General features: G+C 54.6%; 12 protein-coding genes. 4 read left to right on the plus strand and 8 right to left on the minus strand.

Annotation, left to right across the window (positions count from 1 at the left end; translation table 11 throughout):
- Positions 1–780: 780 nt before the first annotated feature.
- Positions 781–3,924, minus strand: coding sequence for an AAA family ATPase (locus A6X21_RS10685; protein WP_068847763.1), 3,144 nt, complete (start codon positions 3,922–3,924; stop codon positions 781–783).
- Positions 3,921–5,249 carry a metallophosphoesterase family protein gene (locus A6X21_RS10690; RefSeq protein ID WP_068847764.1) on the minus strand — a complete coding sequence of 443 codons (1,329 nt, stop codon included), beginning with the start codon at positions 5,247–5,249 and terminating at the stop codon, positions 3,921–3,923. Before A6X21_RS10690 ends, A6X21_RS10685 begins: the two co-directional genes overlap by 4 nt.
- A gap of 800 nt (positions 5,250–6,049) precedes the next feature.
- Here A6X21_RS10690 and gluQRS point away from each other — a divergent pair.
- A complete protein-coding gene (gene gluQRS, locus A6X21_RS10695) occupies positions 6,050–7,066 on the plus strand; it encodes a tRNA glutamyl-Q(34) synthetase GluQRS (protein ID WP_068847765.1) in 1,017 nt (338 codons plus the stop codon).
- Positions 7,067–7,208: 142 nt separating this feature from the next.
- Here the strand turns inward: gluQRS and A6X21_RS10700 are convergent, their stop codons facing one another.
- From A6X21_RS10700 to A6X21_RS10715, 4 genes are all read right to left on the minus strand, one after another.
- The gene (locus A6X21_RS10700) at positions 7,209–7,544 is read right to left on the minus strand and encodes a hypothetical protein (protein WP_068847766.1); all 336 of its coding nucleotides are present in this window, start codon (positions 7,542–7,544) and stop codon (positions 7,209–7,211) included.
- A gap of 162 nt (positions 7,545–7,706) precedes the next feature.
- Complete coding sequence (locus tag A6X21_RS10705) at positions 7,707–8,765, minus strand: DUF1559 domain-containing protein (RefSeq protein WP_068847767.1); 1,059 nt, start codon at positions 8,763–8,765, stop codon at positions 7,707–7,709.
- 339 nt (positions 8,766–9,104) lie between these two features.
- Positions 9,105–10,160, minus strand: coding sequence for a sugar kinase (locus tag A6X21_RS10710; RefSeq protein ID WP_068847768.1), 1,056 nt, complete (start codon positions 10,158–10,160; stop codon positions 9,105–9,107).
- 51 nt (positions 10,161–10,211) lie between these two features.
- Complete coding sequence (locus A6X21_RS10715) at positions 10,212–11,090, minus strand: hypothetical protein (RefSeq protein WP_068847769.1); 879 nt, start codon at positions 11,088–11,090, stop codon at positions 10,212–10,214.
- Positions 11,091–11,504: 414 nt separating this feature from the next.
- Here A6X21_RS10715 and A6X21_RS10720 point away from each other — a divergent pair, with 414 nt between their 5' ends.
- Both A6X21_RS10720 and mutY read left to right on the plus strand, forming a co-directional pair.
- Entirely contained in the window at positions 11,505–14,642 is a 3,138-nt protein-coding gene (locus tag A6X21_RS10720) for an MMPL family transporter (RefSeq protein ID WP_068847770.1), read from the plus strand.
- 39 nt (positions 14,643–14,681) lie between these two features.
- Positions 14,682–15,827 (plus strand): A/G-specific adenine glycosylase, encoded by a 1,146-nt coding sequence (gene mutY / locus A6X21_RS10725; protein WP_068847771.1) that lies wholly within the window; start codon positions 14,682–14,684, stop codon positions 15,825–15,827.
- 437 nt (positions 15,828–16,264) lie between these two features.
- Here mutY and A6X21_RS10730 read toward each other — a convergent pair whose 3' ends face one another.
- Both A6X21_RS10730 and A6X21_RS10735 read right to left on the minus strand, forming a co-directional pair.
- On the minus strand, positions 16,265–16,813 hold the full coding sequence (locus A6X21_RS10730) for a type II secretion system protein (RefSeq protein ID WP_068847772.1): 549 nt from the start codon (positions 16,811–16,813) through the stop codon (positions 16,265–16,267).
- 288 nt (positions 16,814–17,101) lie between these two features.
- Positions 17,102–18,838 carry a DUF8689 domain-containing protein gene (locus tag A6X21_RS10735; protein WP_083233540.1) on the minus strand — a complete coding sequence of 579 codons (1,737 nt, stop codon included), beginning with the start codon at positions 18,836–18,838 and terminating at the stop codon, positions 17,102–17,104.
- A 414-nt stretch (positions 18,839–19,252) separates the two neighbouring features.
- Between A6X21_RS10735 and A6X21_RS10740 the strand changes: the two genes are divergently transcribed.
- Complete coding sequence (locus tag A6X21_RS10740) at positions 19,253–22,102, plus strand: TPR end-of-group domain-containing protein (RefSeq protein WP_068847773.1); 2,850 nt, start codon at positions 19,253–19,255, stop codon at positions 22,100–22,102.
- Positions 22,103–22,401 lie beyond the last annotated feature (299 nt).

The following is a 22,401-nucleotide window of genomic DNA, read 5'->3' on the forward strand; positions in this document are numbered from 1 at the left end:
GAACATAAGACGATTGAAAAATCGGGCTAGCTGGCAGTCATGACGGGCGAAGGTGACTTCGTTGGTCGTGGCTATCCAGGATGGGCTGTGATTGAGGCTGGAATACGGATGACCCCTGACGACTTGTGAGAGTCGTTGGGGGTTGTTTTTTTTGGAGGGGGGTTGGGGGGGGCATGCTTGCCCAGAGCTGCAAGCATGGCACGAAGCTCTGAGCCGCAAGTATGGCACGCAACGCGAGGCAAGCTGCGGCTGAGGAGATGCGGGGGTACCACGAAGGGCACGAAGATGGGAGGAAGAGTCCGGAAGGCGGGCGGGAGCCTGCTCTGCCTGGGCTGATCCTCTTGGTAAACTTCGCGGCTTCGCGTGAGGATCATATTTCGTTCGGAGGTCTCTCGCGAAGGCGCGAAGGCGCGAGGGGGGAAGCGAAAGAGTTTGGGCGTTGTTTGGGACAGGAGAGACGCATGGCGCGGCGTCTTGTTGTCGTGACTTTGCACGACAACCTGTGTAGGCAAGTTGGGCACAAGTTGGCCGGGCCACCCGCAGATGAATCAGAGATCGAGAGAAATGCAAAAGACCCTCACCCTGCCCTCTCCCACGAAGACGTGGGCGAGGGTTCCAGAGGGGCTTTGGACGGATGGGTTTCCTGGGAAATCACATCGTTGTATTGGTTTACGAAGACATGCTTGCCCAGAGCTGCAAGCATGGCACGATGCTCAGAGCTGCAAGCAGGCACTCAATGCGCCGTCGAATCGTGGAATCTGTACGAGCGGCAAAATGATGTCAGCCAGCCCGGCGTGCCTGCGTTTCCAATCGCGAGAGCCAGACGGGTTCAACCCCGCGAGACTGGAACTGCTCGGCAAAACTCATGTGGCTGGTAAAGACCAAGACCTGCTGCCCTGTCGATGCAAAATCAATGAGCGTATCGACAGCAGCACCTGAGCGATGTTCGTCAAAGTTGACGGTGACATCGTCGAGAATCATGGGCAACTCGACATTCCGGGCCGTAAACCTGCGGACCATGGCCAGTCGAATGGCGAGGAAGAGTTGTTCACGGGTGCCACCAGAAAGCATCTGGACGGGCCACGGCTGTTGACGATCATCATCGACGCACAGCGCATGCTGTCCGAGTGGTGTCCAGATATTCGGGTATTGGCCACAGGTGAGCTTCGAGAGGAATGGCGAAGCTTCGGCCAGCAACTGAGGCTGATTGGTACGCTCGAAGCGCTGCCTTAACTCTTCCATACTCTGACCGGCAAGAGCCGCTGCATACCAGTCCTCCAGACCAGTGCGCATCTGCTGCTCAAGTGTGGCCAGTTCGAGCCGACGCGTCATGCCGGAAGTATCGGCTTCGAGAGTCCGAGTCTCCTGTTTGACACTCCCCAGCTCTTCATACAGCTTCTTAAGATCCTGCTCGACAATTGCCAGATCTTTGTTGAGTTCACCAATCCTTTGATCGTTCTGCGTGCGATTGAATTTCTGCAGAACATCTTCAGTGATGGCCAGTGTGGGTTGTGACTGCACAGCCTGTTCGAGATCGTGCTGAGCCTGCTTGAGGCGCAGTTCCCACTCTTTACGCTTTTCCCAGGTCTTGATTCGATCAATCAAGCCTTCGCGGTCGCGGACACCGGCAGCACTGAGCATCGCCGTACGATCCAGATGCTGCTGCTCGAGTTTGCGATCGAGCTGGAAGCGAAGTTCCTGTCGAGCTTCGAGCATGCGGTCGAGCTTGCGTTTGGCCTTCCGTTTTTCCAAAGCGGTCGTGAGATCTTTACGCCAGTTTTCCAGTGGCAGCCACGGATTGGCAGTGGCCGGCAGACTCTGGCCGATGCGCTTAGCAAGTGTTTCGACTTTCTGCCGAAAGGCCTGCTGCTCAGCACGAATCCCGTTCAGGCGATGACTCAGCTCTCGCGAACGTGCCAGTTGCTCGAAGGCACCATGGACTTTTTCCCAACTGGAGTAGGCATTGGAGACCGACGTGGTTTCATCCAGACCAATACCAGCCAGTTTGCGACTCCAGTCGTGCCGGGCCTGAGCGAGTTCGCGCTGGCCTTCCTGCAGTTTCTTTCGAGCGGCACTTAACGACTTGCGGACACGGCGAATTTCCTGGAATTGCCGCTGCAGTTTTTCGAGATCGGCCAGACGGGCAGCGGCTTGAGCAATGAGGCCACCATCATTGGCCCCCTGCATCCACTGCTCGAGTTCAGCAGCATCCATCAGGTCATGGGTCTGGGCGAGATCGCGCATCTGTTCGCGGGCTTCGTGCAGACGCACCTGATAATCCCGACGACTTTCACGAATGGCACGCAGTTGATCTTCCGCATCACGCTCGAATTGAACCTTGAGTCCATACGAGAGGCTGATGGCCATGACCCCCACGAGGGCATAGATCGTCCCCACCAGCACACCTGTGGTGATCGACGTTAATGCTCCCCAGAAGAGAAGCCCGACGCCAGCCGCCAGAAACAGGAAGAGCAGTGTAAAAATCCAGGGGGGCATGCTGGAATGAACGCGAATTCGTTCGAGCTGCTTTTCAATTTCGCGAATTCGTTCGAGATGTTCGCCAGCAGCAATCCGCAAGCGGCCCAGTTCGACGACATGAGCCAGTCTCTGGCGAGCAAAGTGCAAAGGCTCTTCGATGGTCTCGCTTTGAATGCCCAGTTCAAGAAGAGTCGTACGCAGCGCCAATTCGCGGTCGTGGCAGACACTCGATTTTTTGCGATAGCGACGCTGCCTGGCCAATTGCCGGGCCCTCATATCCTGATATCCACGTGCCGAGCTGAGAAGCTCGGCATGAGTCGCGGGAGTATCGACAATTTCACTGAGCCGTTGTCTGGTCCATTTAGAGCCCAGTTCTTTGAGCCGCCGAGTGAGATCCTGCTCGACAGTACTGAGTTCCTGTTCCGCCGCCAGACGATGGGCATCCTGATTCTGCCAGGCTGGCTGATGTTCCCAGAGCGCATGGAGACTCGGACCAAAACGTCCAAAATCAGCCAGTTTACGGGCCGATTTGAGTTTCTCTTCGATGGCAAGCACACGCGATCTGGCGGTATCACGATCCTGCCCGAGCGAAACGATGGCCGCTTCGATCCGATCGAGCTTCGAGATCGTATCGGGAGCAATGGCTTGCAGTTCTGGCAAACCACTGAGCTCACGCTGACACTGGCCGACAAGTCGCCACGGTTCCCAGACACGTTGCAGATGGCGGGCTTCGAGCAACGCGGCCTGCAGATTGGTCTGCCGGGAAGTGAGATTCTCCTGCCGGGTTTCGAGTTGCTCCCGCTTGCGGAGAAGTTCGCGGTGCCGCTTGAGCCGAGTCGATTCGGCTTCGTTGAGAGCGCGCAGGCGTGTTCTCTGCTGAGCCAGTTCGAGGAGTTTCCCCGACATGGCCTGTGGATTACGAATGGCTCGCTGGTAGCTTTCGAGCTTGGGGACAGCATCCTGCAACTGGCGTCCCTGGGGGCCCAACGTCATGGCGTAGATGTGCCGGGCGACCGCTTCGTCTTCGAGAGTGCCGAGTTGTTGAAGTTCTGGCAGACCCAGTGCAAAAACCGATTGAAACAAGCGGGCATCGAGATGGCCGATGAGTTCTTCGTAAAGTGGCTTGGCTGCATGAGCGGCATCGAGGCCATCAATCGTTAAACGACCGGCATCACCCTCGAGCGTCGCCATACGATGCAAGCGATGTGTCCGCCCTTGATGCTGGACTTCCAGTGAACCTTCCCGGCTGAAGCGGTCTCGCCAGCGGTCGGCAATTTGCCGGTCATCCATGGTGAAACCGTAAAGCATGGCACGGAGGAACCTGAGCAGCGTGGTTTTACCAGTGCCGTTGGTTCCGTAGAACACCGTCAGGCCATTGGGCTTGATGGTCTGGTCGAAATCTTCCCAGACACCGAACCGATCAATATGGATATTCGAAATCTTCACGGGGTTACATCTCCCGACGTTTTTCCATCCGTAGAAGAGCTTCCAGCAGCAGTCAGATCGGCAAGGTCACTGAGCCATTCGTGACAGAGTTGTCGAGCCTGACCGGCAATTCGTTCTTCATCGAGGGGGCCAACACTGGCCAGAAGGCCAGCGAAAAAGTCATCCTGCTCCGGGAGATGATCGAGCATCCAGGTCTGCCAGGTGTCGTCATCTTTAGGTTCAATTCGATCGAGCACTTCCCGGGCATTGGCTTCGAGCGAGTTCTCCTGATTCAGCCAGTACCAGTGACTGCCGTAGCGTGGGAGACAGGTGTGTCGCCACTTGCCAGTCTCGAGTTGATCAGTCCAGTCAGTGAGATGTCGCAATAAATTGGCAATGGCGGCATCACTGGCAAGATCCTGCAGAACATCGCTGGTTCCCACGAATGACCAGTGAGCCAGCCTCAGAGATTCGTGCGGTAAAGGTTGCTGCTCCTGCACGATAGCGAACATTTTTTCGACAAGCTGTGACCGCGACTTCAGCGGGCTGATATCCATCGTGAACTGGAATCGACGGACTGGGGAAAGTGGTTGATTTGTCAGCTGAATGCGACCTGTCGAATCGACATCGACGAGAGTGGCACCCGTCGTGACGTCGCGCCGACGAAACGGAACCGGTAATGGCGGGGAGTGCACGAGCCCTTCGGTAATCGGCAATAACTCGGGGGACTGGCGGCCACCATGCGCGAGATAATGAACCGATACATATCGACGAGCCGCATGTGTGGCCCCGGCTTCCGCCATACTCTGGCTGGGGAGACGATGACAGACAACCCCGACGACAAAAGGATTGACCTGACCTTTTTTCGGCACGCGGGCACGCAAGCGTTCAAGTTCAGGCGGATCGACACTGGTGGAATCTGTAATGGGAACGATGGCACAGTAAGTCTGTCCGCCCACTGTCAGATCAATAGCCGGGTCTTCGGCATGCTCGAAAAGGGTGACGTTTTCCGGAAGTGCAGGGATCGCGGCCCAACCACTGGCCGAATCGAGCTGGCCGGGAGCGATAATGAGAGGGATCTCTTTGGCGTCCAGGCGTTGGGCTCCCTGACGAAAGGCCACTTCGGCAGCGAGTGAGGCCTCACGGAAGTCGAAGGTCTCGCCAGTGAGGAGGACGAAATCGACATCTTTGGCAATGGCCAGATCGACCAGACGCTCCCAGGCAAAGAGCGTGGCATGGGCGGCCGTCTTCGCCAGGTCTCCGGCCAGTTCGCCCGTTTCGAGAAGTGGCCGCTCCAGCATCAAGCCGGCGGCATGCAGAAACCGCATGGGCCTGAACTGTGTCATCGGAATCCTTTCCGTCCAAGGGAAGTTCGGCAGTTTCTGCCAGTTGTTCGCAGTTTACCGCTTTTGCTGGCTTTAGCGAAAGTGAAGTTTCCGAAATGGTGTGGACTGGTGAACAGTTTTCTAGGGCTTTCAAGCCGAACAAGATGCCAAAGACTGTGAGCGCGAGTTTGGAAAGTGAGTCACGAGACCCACTTTCCCGTCGTTCAGTCATTCAAAGAACGTTAAGAGATGGCTTGATCATGCTTTCCCAGAGCTGCTGTCCATTACACACAACTTTGCAGGAGTTCTGATGTGAAGTGTGCCTTGAGGCTGAGTGGATGAAGACTGGGTGGATGGGGTCAAACGTCCTCGTTGGCCCCCAGTTCTTTGGACTCTGATCGTTCTTGACGAACAGCGTGAAAAGTCATGAATCTATGTGCCGGATGCATTTGCGCTGGGGAAGTTTGTTGACCAGGGGGCGGATGAAGTGATCCGATCTCAACCACTTGTCCTGGCATCAAAATTGAAATTTCATGGGATTAATACCACGCCCTTCCGCAAGGCCTTCAGGGCGTGCCACCCAGGACAAGGTCAAGAGTTGTGGCTGGGCACGCGGATGGCGCGGCTTCTTGTCATCGTACAAGGTACGATGACCCGGCCACGAGTTGGCCGGGCCACCCGCCAACCGTCATCGCCTTCGTCGGGGTGGAATAGAATTCAGCTTGTGTGTCATGCTTGCCGAGGCCTGCAAGCATGGCACGAAATCTGGCGTGGTTTTTGTGAAGCGTGCGATTGAAACGAGCTAGGACCACGGGAAGAAAATGGCGACAGGTCGACTCGCACCATCACCCACCGGGGCACAGCATCCGGGGAATGCCCGCACCTTTCTGGTGGCTTGGCTGGCAGCACGATCGACAGGTTCGCGGTTGATCCTCCGGATTGAGGATCTCGATTCACCGAGAGTCAAGCCGTGGGCCATGACACAGGCGGTCGAGGATCTGGCGTGGCTGGGGCTGGATTGGGACGACGGGCCAAAGCTCCAACCTTCTGCGAGCGATCCGAAGATCGGCAAGAGACCGAACTGGTGGGATGATGCCGCTGCGAATGGCTTTGTGCAGTCACAGCGAATGGCTCGATATGCAGAGATTTTCCGCACCTTGCGTGATGGCGAATGGATTTATCCCTGTACTTGCAGCAGGACCGACGTGAGTCAGGCAGCCAGTGCGCCTCATCAGGGGCATGAGCCTGCGATTTATCCGGGAACATGCAGCCATCGCCATGTCGCTGATGCCGATCAACTGGCTGAGGGTTCGTACTGCTGGAGATTTCGCACAACAGGCTTTACTACGCCACTGGGTTGGCAGGATCGAATTGCCGGTGAGCAGAGTGCCATTCTTCCGCACGCTCTGGGGGACTTTGTCATCGCTAAAGCGGATGGAACACCTTCGTATCAACTGGCCGTCGTGGTCGATGATCACGACATGGAGGTGGGAGAAGTGGTGCGGGGTGATGACCTGATCCCGAGCACTTATCGGCAACTCGCTTTGTATCAGGTGCTGGGATGGTCGGCGCCAGCGTTCGCCCATGTGCCGCTGGTGAAAGGGCCAGATGGTTTCAGACTGGCGAAGCGGCACGGCGATTCCCGCCTGTCCATCTTACGCGAAGCGGGTGTGGACTCTCGCGACGTCATCGGCTGGCTGGCCTCTTCACTGGGCTTGAGAAGTAACCAGGCCCCCGTTTCCCCGGCCGAGCTGATTACTGATTTCGCCTGGGACAAGATTCCCAGACAGCCAGTCACTTTCCCCAGACAAATCTGGGATCGATGGCTGGAAAGATGATGTCCATTATTTTTCCAGAGGAGGGGTGATTGCTGAAATCACTCCTCAATGGATGGAATAGTCCATGAAAAAAAATCGCCGGGCTTATCTCGTATTTGAGACAAGCCCGGCTGCTGATCACTCATGGAAGCTGCCGGACAGACTAAAGTTTCTCGATCATGCCGGAAGCCACTTTCTTGATCACATCCGCGTTGGATGTCTTTTCCATTTTGCCGAGCTCTGTCAGGAGTTGATTGGCCAGTTCAGGCTCGGTCTTTTTGAGTTCAAGAATGGACTCACGCATACCCGAAAGACCACTTCCCCCGGAGCCAGTTTCAGCGATGGCCTGGAGACGTTTTTTAAGGTTTTCCTTGCCACTGGTTTCGGCAGGTTGAGACTGGCTTTCGACCTTAACGGCAGTACCGCCGCAACCTGGGAGGGCAACTCCGCAGAAGGCGAGTCCTAAGCCTAAGCCAAAAATCTGATGTCGAAGATTCATTGCGGGAACTTCCTGATGTTATGTTTCTCGGTAGATAACAGCGCGGGGTTGACTGCGAAGACATGCTTGCCCAGAGCTGCAAGCATGGCACAACGATCGCTGTTATCTCATAGAAAGCGTATGAAGTATTGAGACAGAACTGGTTGGTTCAAAGAGAGAGAGTTAGAACTCACCCAGTTGCTGGCCATCGTTACGTGAGCCCAGGCGTTGCCAGGTGGTCAGATCGATGTTGTCGCTGACAAATCGAACAGTGCCATCAGCCAGCAGCACATGCACGCCACCGGTATGGTAGCTGCGGGCCGGGACTGAAGCGGGACCATCGGGAGCGCAGCCCGCACAGTGTGCCGTCACGTTAGGGTACTTGGAGTTGGGCGGAAAGAGCGTGTTAAATGTCCCTTGCTCATGCACTCCCACGTTCCAGAAGTCGCCCGTTTCTGTGCGGATGTTCCCAGTCGCAGCCGCTGCTCGACTGCCCCAGTCATCGACCTGAGCCTGTGTCAGGAATGTGCCATCCCATCCCGAAGGAATGGCAATGGCCTGGCGCAGGTTTGCCAGCGTTCCAATTGTGCCGCTACCTCCAGAAAGAGCCTGTTCACCAGCCATGATGGTATTCGACGTGCCATCGGTGACACTGGCCATGGTGACGGGCACACGCATGTTGAACATCCCGTTGGTTTTCGAAGCGTTGTAGCCACCAGCGACACCGTCGTTGAACATCCCTGCGTTGGCCCCTTCGCAAACGGGATAGTTGTTTCCTGGGCGGCGACCTGTGCCATCGGATTTAACAGCCGGATCCGATGGGCAGCGATAGCCAGCTATGGCCTGGCGACCGGGGCTGGTGCCTGCGGAAACATTGTGGGCCAGGCCGGAAGGTGAGGTATTCCACCAGGCATTGGCATTGAAGTTGTAGGTGTTGTAGAGCGGTGTCTGATCGATGAAGGGCAGGATGCCAACATGGGGGCCGTTCCCGCGCCAGTCTTCGTTACCAGTGGTCGTGGGCCCCAGTTGCGACAAGGCAAATTGGTTGTGGACATCGTGATAGTTGTGGAAGGCAAGTCCGAGCTGCTTGAGGTTGTTGCGGCACTGTGTCCGCCGTGCTGCTTCCCGGGCTTGTTGAACGGCTGGGAGAAGCAGTGCGATCAGGATGGCGATGATGGCGATGACCACCAGCAACTCAATGAGCGTGAAACCTCGACGACAAGTGGATACGGGTAAACGCATTGCATTCCTTTCCGAAGATGTGAAGACATAAAGAAAGACTGATGGGAAACTTATCACCGATTTCGACCAAGAGTGTCGATGAGATTTGGAAAGGAGATCATTTTTCAAGAACGTCTGTGGAAATGCTCAATCGAAATATCCACAGGTGATTCTATTCATATGAGGATGCTTCAGTTGAAGGATTATTTCCTGAATTCAAACTGAACTTGTTGAAAGCTCTGAGTCGAAGTGGAAAGTAAGCTCTTGCGGCCTGATTTTCGAACTTTCGCAATCATATTGACCGATATCATTTGATAGTGAATGATATGCCCAGGGCAAAATCAAACTCACTTTGCAAGTTCAACGGCGGACCTGAGTCAGGGAGCCGCCGGTGGCGAGGCGTTGGATTTCTGGCACATTGACTAGAGCAAAATCCCCCTCGATCGAATGCTTCAGAAGAGCAGCCGCAAAGGCGAAATCGAGCACTTCTCGCGGAGCATGCCCCAGCAACAGGCCGCGGATCAACCCGGCGGCCAGTGCATCGCCAGTGCCGATCCGGTCAATCGGCATCAGCTCCTGATTCGCCGTATGAACCACCGTGGCTGATACCTGGGAATTCGAGCGTGCGAGTAACGAAGCACAGTATCGATGGACGCCCAGGTCGTTCACCGTGCGATGGGAGTAAAGAATCGCCTTCAGCGAAGTGCGATCTGCCAGAGCACGCAGGCTCTGTTCCCGGCTCTCTGGTGTCGAATGACCGGCTGTCGATGCGGGAACTTCAAAGAACTGAGTCGCATCCTGTTCACTACCAATGAGAACATCGACCCACGGAATGAGTTCTCGAAAGACTTTCCCCGCCTCATCCACCGACCACAGCGCACTGCGATAACCCACATCAAAACTGACAACAATGCCCCGCTGGCGGCACAGCGTGAGTGCTTCCAGAAGTGCGGCTTTGGTCTCAGGGCCAACTGCGGGGACTGTCCCAGTGAAGTGAAACCAGCAGGCCCCCTCCAGAAGATCTGGCCAGTGGTACTCCTCGGGTTTGGATTCGGCAAAGCTGCTGCCCGCACGGTCGTAAAGAACTTGCGGCCCACGCAAGGAAGTACTGTTTTCGACGAAAAAGATGCCCAGCCGCTTCCCGCCGCGAATGACGTGACTGGTATCGACTCCATAAGCCTGATAGGCCTTGAGGCAGGCGGCACCAAGTTCGTGTGCCGGAACTTTACTGACCAACCGGGCAGGTAACCCCCAATAGGAAAGAGCCACAGCCACGTTGGCTTCACCACCCGCATACGAAGCGAGAAACTGATCAGCCTGGAGAAAACGTTTGTTGCCGGGTGTATCGAGGCGGAGCAGTGCTTCGCCAAAACAGACGACGGGGCCGGTCAGTGGCACTTCAAATGGCGAGAGCATGGAGCAAGGCTTTGCGAGGATGTGCGAGGATGTGCGAAGAAGGGCGTGTGCTTAAAACTCAATTTCAATCGTCTGTTTTTCCTTGAGAACCCGCGAGTTCACACGGATTTCATCGCGTACCAGCCGCTCGGCACCAGGCACAAAGATTTTGAGTTGAACGCCATTGTTTTTGACTTTGATGCGAGCCGGGGTGTCGGCTTCCTTGATGGCTCTTTGAATGATCAGACGATAGCCATCGGTCCCAATGACTTCGCCCGTCAGGTCAGAACTCGGATAGACAGTCTGATTCGGCGGGAGCTTGATATGCACGATGATGTAGTAATTCTGCCGCGGTTTAGGGTCTTTCGGTTCTGTCCAGACACTGAAACTCCCTTTGGTAATGGCGAAGCTGGGGACACCAACGCTGGGCATGGCGACGCCTTCACCGTCAGGGTTATCGCCTGTCCCTTCTTTGGCACTGGCTGCAGCATCGAGGGGATCAAATCCGACGGCTGATTGTGTGAGGGCATCAATCGGGGCCATATCAATGCGGGCAGCCGGTGTGTTATCGATGGTTGAAAGGGCTGTATCGAGGATCAATTGATCTTCGGGAGCATTTGCCAATCCCCCAAAAAGCTGCAGCCCTTGAGGCAGATTGGTGCTGAAAAACCAGAACGAAAGGACCACCAGTGCGGCCAGATGAATCAGCAGTGAGAGTCCGTAAGAGGTGAGCGAATAGTTGAGCAGCCGGCGGGCCCAGGTTTGATCGTTATCCGGAGCCCCGGCCCCGGAAAGATCGATGCCAGGAGAGGTCTCCGGCTTATTCGACAATTTTTGCTGTCGCGATTTCAGCCACGCCGGGGCCTGACTCCCTGCAGGCTGAGCATCCGCACTCGCTGCTGCAGGGAGTGGCGGAACTTGCGCAGGAGTTGTCGCGGGGCCTTGAGACATCTGCAGATTTTGCCGTTCGAAATGCGATTGCGGGGATCAGTTCATACTAAGCCACTGGACGTTCCGGAACCAAGCCATTTATCGAAACATTGCTGGCAATACGGTTTATGGTTGCCATTCGCAGGAAAATCTTGGGCTCTAATGACGAAAATCGCTCCAGAATCTGCAAAATATATTACCAAATGCAAAGGCTGCCACGGACCTTACAAAACACCCACATTGACAGAAGTGGTGATGACAGGGAACGTCACATTCTTCTAGGATAAACCTGAGTCAGCTCCTGAATGTTCTGATCCCTTTCGGCTTTTCTGGTCATCCAGAAGTTCCACCCAAGTCTCCCTGGCCAGTGGCCGCAAGATCCAGTGAAGACATGATCATCATCACCAGACACCTTCAGAGGCACCGGATCGCCTGATGAAGAGTGATGTTCCACCAGCAGATCCATCACGACCTTTGGGATCCAACCCCAACGGTGTGATGCCCATGCGCACCGATCCGTCTGTTCAGCCCGAGCACTCACGACTGAGTCATTTCCTTTCCAAAGTGACCGGGTCATGTGTCAAAAGACCCTGGGCCACAATTGGCATTGCTGCCGTTTCCGTCGTGATTTCTGCACTGATCAGCGTCGCCTTTCTCCAGTTCAAAACCGATCGATCTGATCTGATCAATCCTTCGGCAGATTTTCATCAGCGATGGATGAAGTACACGCAGAGTTTCGGCGAAGCCAACGACCTGGTGGTCGTCGTCGAAGGGAAGTCTCCCGAACGGATCAAGCAGTCGCTCGATGAACTGGCGGCTCTGCTCCACCAGGAACCAGAATTCTTCAGCAACATTTTGTACAAGGTCGAGCCTGGAGAGCTTCGCAGCAAAGGACTGCAATACCTCGCACCTGCCCAACTGGCCATGGGCCTCGAAAGACTGGACGAGTATCGTCCCATTCTGGCTGGCAACTGGGATCTGGTGCGGCTGGAAACTGTCGCCTTGATTCTCAAGACTCAACTGGAAAGTGCGACGACGAAAGAACAGATCCAGGGATTGCTCCACCATGTGGATCGACTCGTCAGCAGTCTGGCCCATGGTGTGGAGAAAGATGGCGAGTTCACCAACCCCTGGCCCGACTTGCTGACTCTCGACCCGCGAATGAAGGCCCAGGGAAACCAGACGGTTTACCTCATTAACGACGCGGGAACGATGGGGTTTTTGAAAACCTCGCCCGTTCAGAAAGATGCCGGTTCGTTTGAAGGACACACGCGATCGATTGATCGGCTGCGGGAACTGATGTCCGATGTGACATCGAACCTTCCGGAAGTCCAGATGAGCCTGACGGGCATCCCGGTTCTTGAGAATGACGAAATGCGAAGGTCACAAGCCGATATGGGCTGGGCCTCGATGATCTCGGAAGCCGGTGTGCTGATTCTGATGCTGATTTGTTTCCGAGGTGTGAGACATCCCATCATCGGGATGATCATGCTGGCTGCCGGAACCGCCTGGACGTTTGCCTTTACGACATTAACGATTGGTCATCTGAATATTCTCTCGATCTCGTTTGTGACAATTCTCATTGGGCTGGGTGTCGATTTTGGGATCCATTTTCTCGCCAGGTACATTCAACATCGCCAACAGGGGATGGAGATTCGCTCGGCTCTGGTCAATACCTCCGGTCGAGTCGGTGTCAGCATCCTGACGGGGGCGATCACTTCAGCTTTGGCGTTTTTCTGTGCAGCATTCACCGATTTTTTAGGTGTTGCTGAACTGGGGCTGATTGCTGGAGCCGGAATTCTGCTCTGTGTCGTGGCGACGTTTACACTCTTGCCGGCCATGCTGGTGATCTCTGATCGTCATCGATCGGCTGCACAGTTACCAACGCCGTTTCAAGGTGAACTTCTTCGCAAGGCGATTCTCCATGCGCCCGGAACCGTAGCGAGTTTTTCAGCCGTCGTGATTCTGCTGCTCGTCGTGCAGGTGGTGGGCTGGAAAGATGGCCAACTGACGAGCCTCGTGACATACGATCACAATCTGCTCAATCTGCAGGCGCGAGGCTTGGAATCTGTCGAGACACAGAATCGCATTTTTGCCTCGTCTGACCATTCATTACTCTTTGCGATCTCGCTGGCAGATTCACCCGCTCAGGTTCGAGAACTCAAGGCAAAGTTCGAGGCACTACCAGAAGTTCGCAAAGTCGAAGAAATCGCGACCCGACTTCCCGATCACTCGGCCGATGAAACCCGACTCCTTGTTCAAGGGTTCCATGCCCATCTGAAACATCTCCCCGACAAACTCCCTCCACCGAAGACATCGAATCCTGGTCGTGTCGGGCATGCCCTCGATGATCTCTTTGCCCATTTGAAGAGTCGGTCGGAAGCGAAATCTCTGGCACTTTCACAGAAACTCGATCAAACGCTCAATCAACTGGCCGAGAAAGAGTTGCCAGAACAGATGCAGATTTTGAGCGAGTTCCAGTATCGCATGTCCTACGCCTTGCTGGCTCAGTTTCAGGCCTTGCGGGCCGCAGCCAATCCGGCACCCGTTTCTTTGAACGATCTGCCTGTGGAATTGACCTCCCGTTTTGTGGCTCAGCCCAAAAGTGGGAAAGATCAGTGGCTCTTGCAGGTCTATCCCGCCCAGCAGATCTGGGATATGGAACCTTTGACGCAGTTTGTGACCGCCGTGCGAAAGGTCGATCCGAACATCACCGGGACACCACTGCAGAACTTTGAAGCGGCTTTGCAGATCAAGCACAGTTACGAGATTGCCGCCATGTATGCACTGGCCGTCATTGTGCTGGTGCTGCTGATCGATTTTTTGCCAGGAAAGTTGATCTGGCGTTGCCTGATCCCCGGGATGCTGGTCGCGCTGGGTGTGGGTGTCCTGGCCATCGGTTGTCAGTCAGTTCCTGAGCTCTCTGCAAAGTTGCCACTCTGGAGCCAGCGCTGGCTCTTCGAGAATACACCACTGATGATGGTCGGAACCGCAAGTATTGTCACTATGCTGGCCGCCATGTGGCGATCACCGGGAAGCGTGGGATTGACGCTTCTGGCATTGATGCCACCTGTCGTGAGCCTCGCCATGACCTTCGGGATTCTCGTCCTCATCAACATGCCTCTCAACCCGGCGAATCTCATTGTGCTGCCTCTGATTATTGGGCTGGGTGTCGATAGTGGTGTGCATCTGCTTCACGATTTTCGCCATCGCGCACCAGGGCCCTATACAGTCACTCCCAGCCTGGTCAATGCGATTGTGCTGACAGTCACGACGACTATGGTGGGCTTTGGCGCGATGATGATTGCTGCGCATCGGGGATTGTTCAGCCTCGGGGCTGTGCTGACCATCGGAGTAACGTGTTGTCTGTTCATTTCGCTGGTGCCATTACCCGCGATTCTGGCACTCCTGGCCCGTTTGAGCCCGTCGATTCTGCACGATGCTGAGCCCGAGATGACAATCGATATCGATGACGCCGATTTTGGCAATCATCCAGTACCAGCACTCGCGGACGAAACATCGAGCGACGATGATGAGCCGAGGATCTTGAAACATCCGGCTCACGTTGCCTGATACGCTGATCATGCCCATGGCGATAGACAGTAGACGGGGATGCACAAGACAAAGTTCCAAAAGCAACTTCTCACCTGGTATGCCAGGCATGGCCGCCCGTTACCGTGGCGAGCCTCACATGATCCTTATTCAATCTGGATCAGTGAGATCATGCTGCAACAGACCACAGTGACCGCTGTGATCCCTTACTTCGAACGATTCATGGCGAAATTCCCCAGTGTGCAGGCGCTGGCCAATGCTCCGGAAGAAGAGGTTCTCAAACTGTGGGAGGGTTTAGGTTACTACTCGAGAGCTCGCAATCTGCATAAGTCTGCCCGAGAGTTGATGGAAAGATATCATGGGGTTTTTCCGCAAAGTGTCGAACAATTGCTCGATTTGCCCGGGATTGGTCGATACACGGCCGGTGCAATTTCGAGCTTTGCTTTTCGCCAGCCGGCTCCCATTGTCGAAGCCAATACCCAGCGGTTGTATGCCCGCATTCTCGGATATGATGGAGACTTGAAAAATGCGGCTGGACAAAAGGCCTTGTGGGGGTTCGCTGAATCAATTGTCGCAGGGAAAGAACCCGATCTGATCAATCAGGCACTCATGGAACTGGGCTCTCTTGTTTGTAAGCCCATCGACCCATTGTGCGATCAATGCCCGGTTCAGCAGCATTGCCGGGCATTTCAGGAAGGAAGGCAAGCCGAGATTCCCCGAGCACAGGCCAGACCAGTCATTACACCGCTGGTTGATGCCACTTTGCTGATCGAGTATAAAAGGGAGCTGTTTCTCCGGCAACGCGAGCAGCCTGAGCGATGGGCTGGATTATGGGATTTTCCACGCTACACACTTTTTGATCCCGAGAACACCAGCGATGAGTTTAAGGGGGAGCAGGCCACTTCAATCAATGCACTGGCTTTGGCACTCAAGGCTCGTGTGCAGGAACAATTGGCGGTACTTCCAGGCGAAGTCACAGAATTTTCACGGCTGACTCATGGAGTGACCAGATATCGCATCACTCTGCATGCCTTTAGCTGCGATCTCTCGAATGGAGTGACCAGCAGACAAAGTCATGCACTCTATGAACAACTCAAGTCGCATGGTGGGTGGTTTGAGTGTGAATCGCTCGATTCACTGGCCATGCCTGTGACCACTCGTAAGCTCGTGAAGCAGTGGCAGAAGATCATGAAAATGACGCGATGAGCATTTTATAGATATGGCTTTGAGAATCTACTTACATTCTGTGTGCCATGCTTGCGGCCCTGAGCAAGCATGCCTGGAAAGACTCTCCAAGCGCCATAGATTCCCAGAATAGTTACACTTTTCTCGATGGAGTGGCTGGGGTCACACGTCCTCGTTTGCCCCCAGATCACAGAGTATCGATCGTTCTGCTGATGTGCCATGCTTGCGGCCCTGAGCAAGCATGCTTGGAAAGATTCACTATATAACATTGATTCGGTGGTAAGCGAAAAGGCTCACAGAACGGCTGGTGCATTCCGTCCGAACTTCATGCACCCTACGCCACGTAGAGACGTCATTTCGCACGATCATTGTGGGTTGAAATAGCCAAGCCGCATTCAATGAACCATTGAATGCGGCTTGATTGATTCTTGATTCAGGCAGGCAGCAGGACGTCGCTATTACATCTTATCGAGAGCTTTACCGTCAGCACTGTTACCTGTGGCGTTGGCCTTGATCTCGCCCGTCGCAGGATTATAAATCCAGCCTACTTTTTCGTCGCCAATGGTTTCGGCCATATCAGGAGTCGCAGCAGCCACGTCGGTCACGATTTTCACGGCCCGTCCACCGGAATAAGGATTGACTGGCAACTGGCCAATCACATACGGGCCAAATGGATAACCGGCTGTGCCTGGTGCAGCAGTGGTCAGATCCGCCTTGGAGGCCAGTGTGAGTTGCTCGACAATCTTTGTGGGATCTGTCGAACCATTGCCAGGGAACTTGCCATCATGCTGGAAACGGAACATCTGAATCTGGCTGCGCAACAGCGAAAGATTCTGGCGGAGAGAAGCCTCCTTGGCGTCATCAGTGGCTGCAGTAAACTGAGGCAACACGGTGGCAGCCAGAATTCCGAGAATCACAACCACAATCAGCACTTCAACGAGTGTGAACCCCTTACGGCGTGATGAGGCAGGTGGATTCGACTTCTTGATTCGAGTTCCGACAAACATTGAGCAGCTCCCTATATGGTTCCGAGTCGAGTTTCAGAGAATGAGTGATGGGTTGCAGAAGATGATGCTGCTAACTCCATGTGGACATTACGAAACCTATGTCTCACTTTTGAACTGTCAAGTCTACCAGTGTAAAAATCTTTGAATCATTCGATCGCTATTGTTGCTGTCGGGTCTCATTCCATTTCCACGAAATGCATTTGATTACCAGAGGTTCATCAACCCGATATCGTGTAGACGTTATTAATAGTCGAACCAGAGAAATCGTATCGATGTTTTACGCTGTTTCTACATGACCGAAAAATAGTTGGCGACGGCAAAGTCAAATGCCTCGGCTGTCATCTGTTTAGGAATATTCTTGTAGGTGCAGTAGTTTTTGACTTGTAGCAACAGATCGCGCGGCTGACACGAACGGAAGGGACGTTTGACCTCGAAGTAGTGTTTCTGAATCAGATAGGAGACGGCCTGTTCGTTGTACTGAAAACCCAGATGAGGAGCTAACCGCTGGAGAATGCCGCGAAATTCGGCTTCAGTTGGGTCAGGAACCTGAATTTTATAGGGAATTCGTCGCAGAAAGGCCCCATCGACGAGATCACGCGGCTCGAGATTGGTCGAGAAGATGATGAGCTGATCAAAGGGGACTTGAATCTTCTTGCCACTGGGAAGATTCAGAAAGTCGTATCGTTTTTCGAGAGGGACAATCCAGCGATTGAGCAGTTCTGTGACTGGCATGCGCTGGCGTCCGAAATCGTCGATCACAAATGTGCCGCAATTGCTTTTGAGCTGCAGTGGGGCTTCGCAGATTTTGGTTGTCTGGTTTTGTGTGACTTCCAGTTGATCCATGGTGAGCTCACCACCAGCGACAATGGTCGGGCGGACAATGCGCACCCAGCGCTGATCAATCCCTGTCAGATTGAAAAGCCCCTGTTCCTGAGGCGGTGTTTCAACTTCATCATGCATCCCAGGGTCAAACAGGCGGATGACATCACCATCGATCCCTAAGGCTCGAGGGATCCAGATCGTGCTGCCGAAGCAGCGCGTAATGCGTTCCGCAATGCTGGTTTTTCCATTGCCAGGCTCGCCAAAGAGGAACATCCCACGGCCTGAGTTAATGGCTGGCCCCAGTCGTTCGAGCAGCGAAGGATTGATCAGCAGGTCTTTAAAGGCGGTCTTAAGGCTCTCTTCGGTGGCATAATGACGAGTGATTGACTGAGCCTCCATCGCGTGGAGGTAATCTCGCAAAGAGACGGGAGCCGCCCCGAAGTAAGTGCATTCTTCCATGAAGCGGCGGGCGCGCTCGCGTCCGACATCGGTAATGCAGTACTCGTAATCGCCCATCTCGGCGGTATTGCGGTAAGCCAGCAGCGTGTCCTGCTTCAGACCTTTGACAATCGGTTCGATGAGCGCAAAAGGAAGTTTGAGCTGACCGGCCACCTGCCGGCCTGTCGAAGAGCCCTTCGCCAGGAGGAATTTGAGAATCAACCGTTCCACTTCGTCTTCGGTCAGTCGAGTTTCGTAAAGCGTGGTGGGTTCGGGAGGAAAGTATTCGTTCTCGCCCGCTGTTTTGCGTGGCCCGAGCAAATTCTCAACTCTCTCAAACAGGGAGTTGAGCTTTCGATCACCAGAACCAGACGCTAATGGCGGAGCTTCCGTCTCGCGTGAACTGATGGGATCGAGCGGGATGTTGGGCCGAACCGATTGAGCATTCGATTTCAGCAACTGGCGAATATCAGCCTGCAGAGCATTGATCGAAGTTTCTGGTGTCTCAGCCGATGCTGGTGATGATACGCGTGGCCCTTGAGCGGAGGCTTGGCCAGCAGACCGCTCCGGGGAAAATCGCGGTAAATTGTCAGTCGGTGCGGAAGATTTGTTGGCTGGAGGAGTTGCGGGAGGCTGACGGTGCCCTTCACCAGATGTGACGGAATCTTTCCGAGGTCCGGCTGGAGTTTGCCCCAGGGCATTGGCGACACCCATGCCGACACGACGCAAATACTCAGCCGGTGAGAGTTTACCTTCAGCCGACATCCGCTGCTCCAATCCAGGTCGAAAAGAGGGTGTCGAAACTCGTGGCCCGCGATTCTCGAGAACGCCCTTCTGCACAAGCATAGGTCAGAAATGCAGCTCTGCTGGCAAATCTTGAAGTTCCCTCAAGGAAGTCATGCCTCAAAAAATGCACCCGGTAGACAACTTTCGCGTGCCTGAATGTTCAGTACGCCCGTCGCGATCAGGCGTGGCCATGGCATGAATCCGGCGATTCTGGTGGCAAGTTTGCCGTAGCGAGGTGAGAATCTTTACTGGCGAAGGCCATGCCCGGAACAGGTGGTCACGGTCAAGAAGGATCACACGGAACCTTGAGGAACCGACAGGTTCATCAAGGCTTGATTCCCTGAGAACGATCGTTTTCTGAACAGAAGTTTTTTACAGCGAGATGACTCGAACATGTGTCACCATCCTCGGTATGTGCTGTTACTGACTGTTCGCAGGCTCGTCGTGCTGCTGCCTGTCTTACTGACGTTGATTTGCGAACGTCAGGAAGTGCATGCCGCTGGTGATGTGGTGCCTGCAAAACGTCCCGCACGCGCTGTCGCTGGGAACGTGATTCTGGTTCAGAATGAATCACCGCAGCGCAGCAGCAGTAAGACGACCCCCAGCCAACCAGCCGCACCGGCCAGTGAGATCAAGACGATCAACACTGAAGAAGAGATCCACAAACTGCTGGAGAGCTGGGCACAGCGCGAGGCCTGGGATCGCCCAACGTTTTTCGATCCACCACGACCAGTGGCAGAGGCGAACTCCTTTCAGAAACAGATTATTCCCCTCGTTGAGATGGCCAATTATGGCTGGTGGAACGATGGAACCGGCCTGATGCGCTATCTGGCAGTCAATGTTTCCATCTACAACGGTAGTGCCGAGCCGATTGTCATTCGAAAAGACGATGTCAGTGCCAATATTGGAGGAAAGGATTACCCGTTTGGCAATCTCCCGCAGCGATTGAAGCTCATGCAGTTCCAGTATGAAGAGAAATCGATTTCTCTCAAAGGGGCTGAGCCATTTGCGGAATTGAGTATTGCTCCCGGAACAGCCAGTAATGTCTGGCTGGTCTTCGCCAAGCTGGAGACCGACAACAATGTTCCTCCCAGCGTCATCACGATGAAGTCGTCGGCTGGCCCCCTGGTGATTGATGTCAATCGGCAGATGAAGTCGGCGATGAAGCTCAGGATCGAACTGGTGGGCCCGCGTGCTCTCCTGGGGCTGATGACGATTTCGGGAATCCTGAATACCGTGAATGCTCAGGATCTGTGCCGGGGGTATGAAGAGCTGTCGCTGAAGAAGGTCGAGCGGGCCGTTACCTGCTGGGATCTGAGTGTGAAACAGGTTAACTCACAACTTCTGAGCTGGTTGATGACCACAGCGCAGCAACCGCCAGGGAACAGACCACAGATCAATTATCTGCCGGAAGTTCCTGCCGCCATTCAGGAACTTCAACTGGCCAGCATCCCCAACCAGCGTGATCAGTCGAAGCGTGGGAATAGTTCCAAAGTCGTGCATCCCACGGCAGCCGATGCGATCTCTGCAGCGCTGGCCGATGCTTATCGACTGTTACCTGCCGATGAAATTCTGCGTGAGATCGAGAGTGGACATCCACTGGCGAAACCAGCCGCCCTGTTGCATGGGGCCGCTCGATTGCCCTCTTCGGAAGTACCGCGGGTCATTGCGTTGACGCGCAGCGAGGATCAGCCATTGGCCAAGTCAGCAGTGCTGGCATTGGGAGAATTCAGCGAGCAGCCGGCGATTGATGAACTGAAGGCAATCATCACCAGTGGAAAGATGGAACTCGTGCCCGATGCAGCCGAAGCGTTGGCCACATCTCGATATCGCCAGCATCAGGATGTCCTGCTGCAGTTATTAAAGGATGTGCAACCAGAACGCCGAGACCCCATTTTGACCGTCCTTTCGGCAACACCCAAGGCGGCCTGGGCGAATGTTCTGGCAAACTATACGCATCAGCCTCAAGGAGGAATCAGGACCGAAGTTCTTTCTGCGTTAGTGGTGCTGGGGCATCCAGCGGCACAAGGACTTCTGGAAGAATCCATTCGCAGCGACAATGCGACCACACGCAAGTTCGCCTTCGATGTCCTCTCTCGCCGATCCGATCGCAAAAGCCGGGAACTGGCGATGGATTACGCACTCGCTTCGCTCGATCGAGGAGAGTTCGATCCCCTGCTCGAACAGTTTTTGAGGCAGGTACGCGATCCGCGCGTGCTGCCGAAACTGATGGCCCGGCTCGATAACTCCAGTACAAACTCAACGGCCGATCGCTCCGGAGCCATTCGACTCATTGGTGCGATTGCTGATGCCTCAGCAGGTAAGGAACTGGCCGATCGATTTGATTCGTTTAAGCCACAAGAGCGCAATCAGCTCATGCTGGCTCTCAGGGAACTCAAGGCGCCGGAGTTCTTGCCCCTGGCGATTCGCTGTATTGAATCGGGCGATCTATCGCAGGCTTCGAGTGCGCTGCAGGGATTGATGCAGGAATCTCCGCCAGATCTGCTGTCCATTCTCGAAAAAGCCGTTCGCAAGCAGGACAGCAATAACATGCAGCAGCAGCTCATGCAGATGATTGGTCAGCTGGGAACACCGGCTGCACGAGAACTGCTCCTCAAGCTGCGTGATGAAGCCAAAGACGATACAAGGCGGGACTATGCCAATGCCGCACTATTAAATCTCCGGCAAAGGTCGCCCGGCTACCAGTTCATTTATCAGGCCCAGCATTATCTCCAGCAGAAACAGAAGAAATCAGCCCTGGAGTGCTTTGAGATCGCTTTGGAAGTCGATGAGTATCTGCCAGAGGCCTGGGCAGGTCGCGGAAACCTGCGGTTGCAGGAAGGCAAGTTTCCCGAAGCGCGGGGCGATTTTGAGAAGTCGGTAGCACTCGACCCGACCAACTCGCTGGCAGTCACGGGGTATGCCATCTGCCTGGTGATCGCGGGTGAGACAGAAAAGGGAATCAGCACACTTGAGAAGATTCGCACGAAGCATCAGCAGGATGATCAATACCTCTACAATGCCGCCTGCGTCTACAGCCGGGCCCTGGAGCATGCGATGAAGAATATGGCGGGAGAAGAGGTGATCAACCGCTACAAGGGGCTGGCACTCAAAGACCTGAAGGCCAGTATTGAACGCGGGTTTGACGATTTCGACTGGGTGAAAAAAGACCCGGATTTAAAGCCACTCGAAAACGACCCGGAGTTCAAAGCCCTCCTGGAGAAAGCGCCGAAGAAAGAGTGAATTTTGGTTGTTGGTTGTTGGTTGTAAAGAGGCTTTGGTGGGAGAAACGGTTCTTGGCTCTTGGGAGGAGCACTGCTGGCCAGCCAGCAGTGGCACACTTGTAACCAACTCCCAACCATCAACCATCAACCCCCCGCTTCCTGAGAGTGCGTTGAGCGTGATGGACGATCCATTGAGTTTCTCTCGTTGGAGATTCTTTGAGCCAGCGGTGGCACAGGCTGGTGACGAATCAGCCGATCTGCAAGCTAATGCCAAGCTGGCCCAGATTGGTTTGATTCCCGCCAAAGAATTCGTGACCT

Source organism: Planctopirus hydrillae, assembly GCF_001707835.1.
GTDB lineage: Bacteria > Planctomycetota > Planctomycetia > Planctomycetales > Planctomycetaceae > Planctopirus > Planctopirus hydrillae.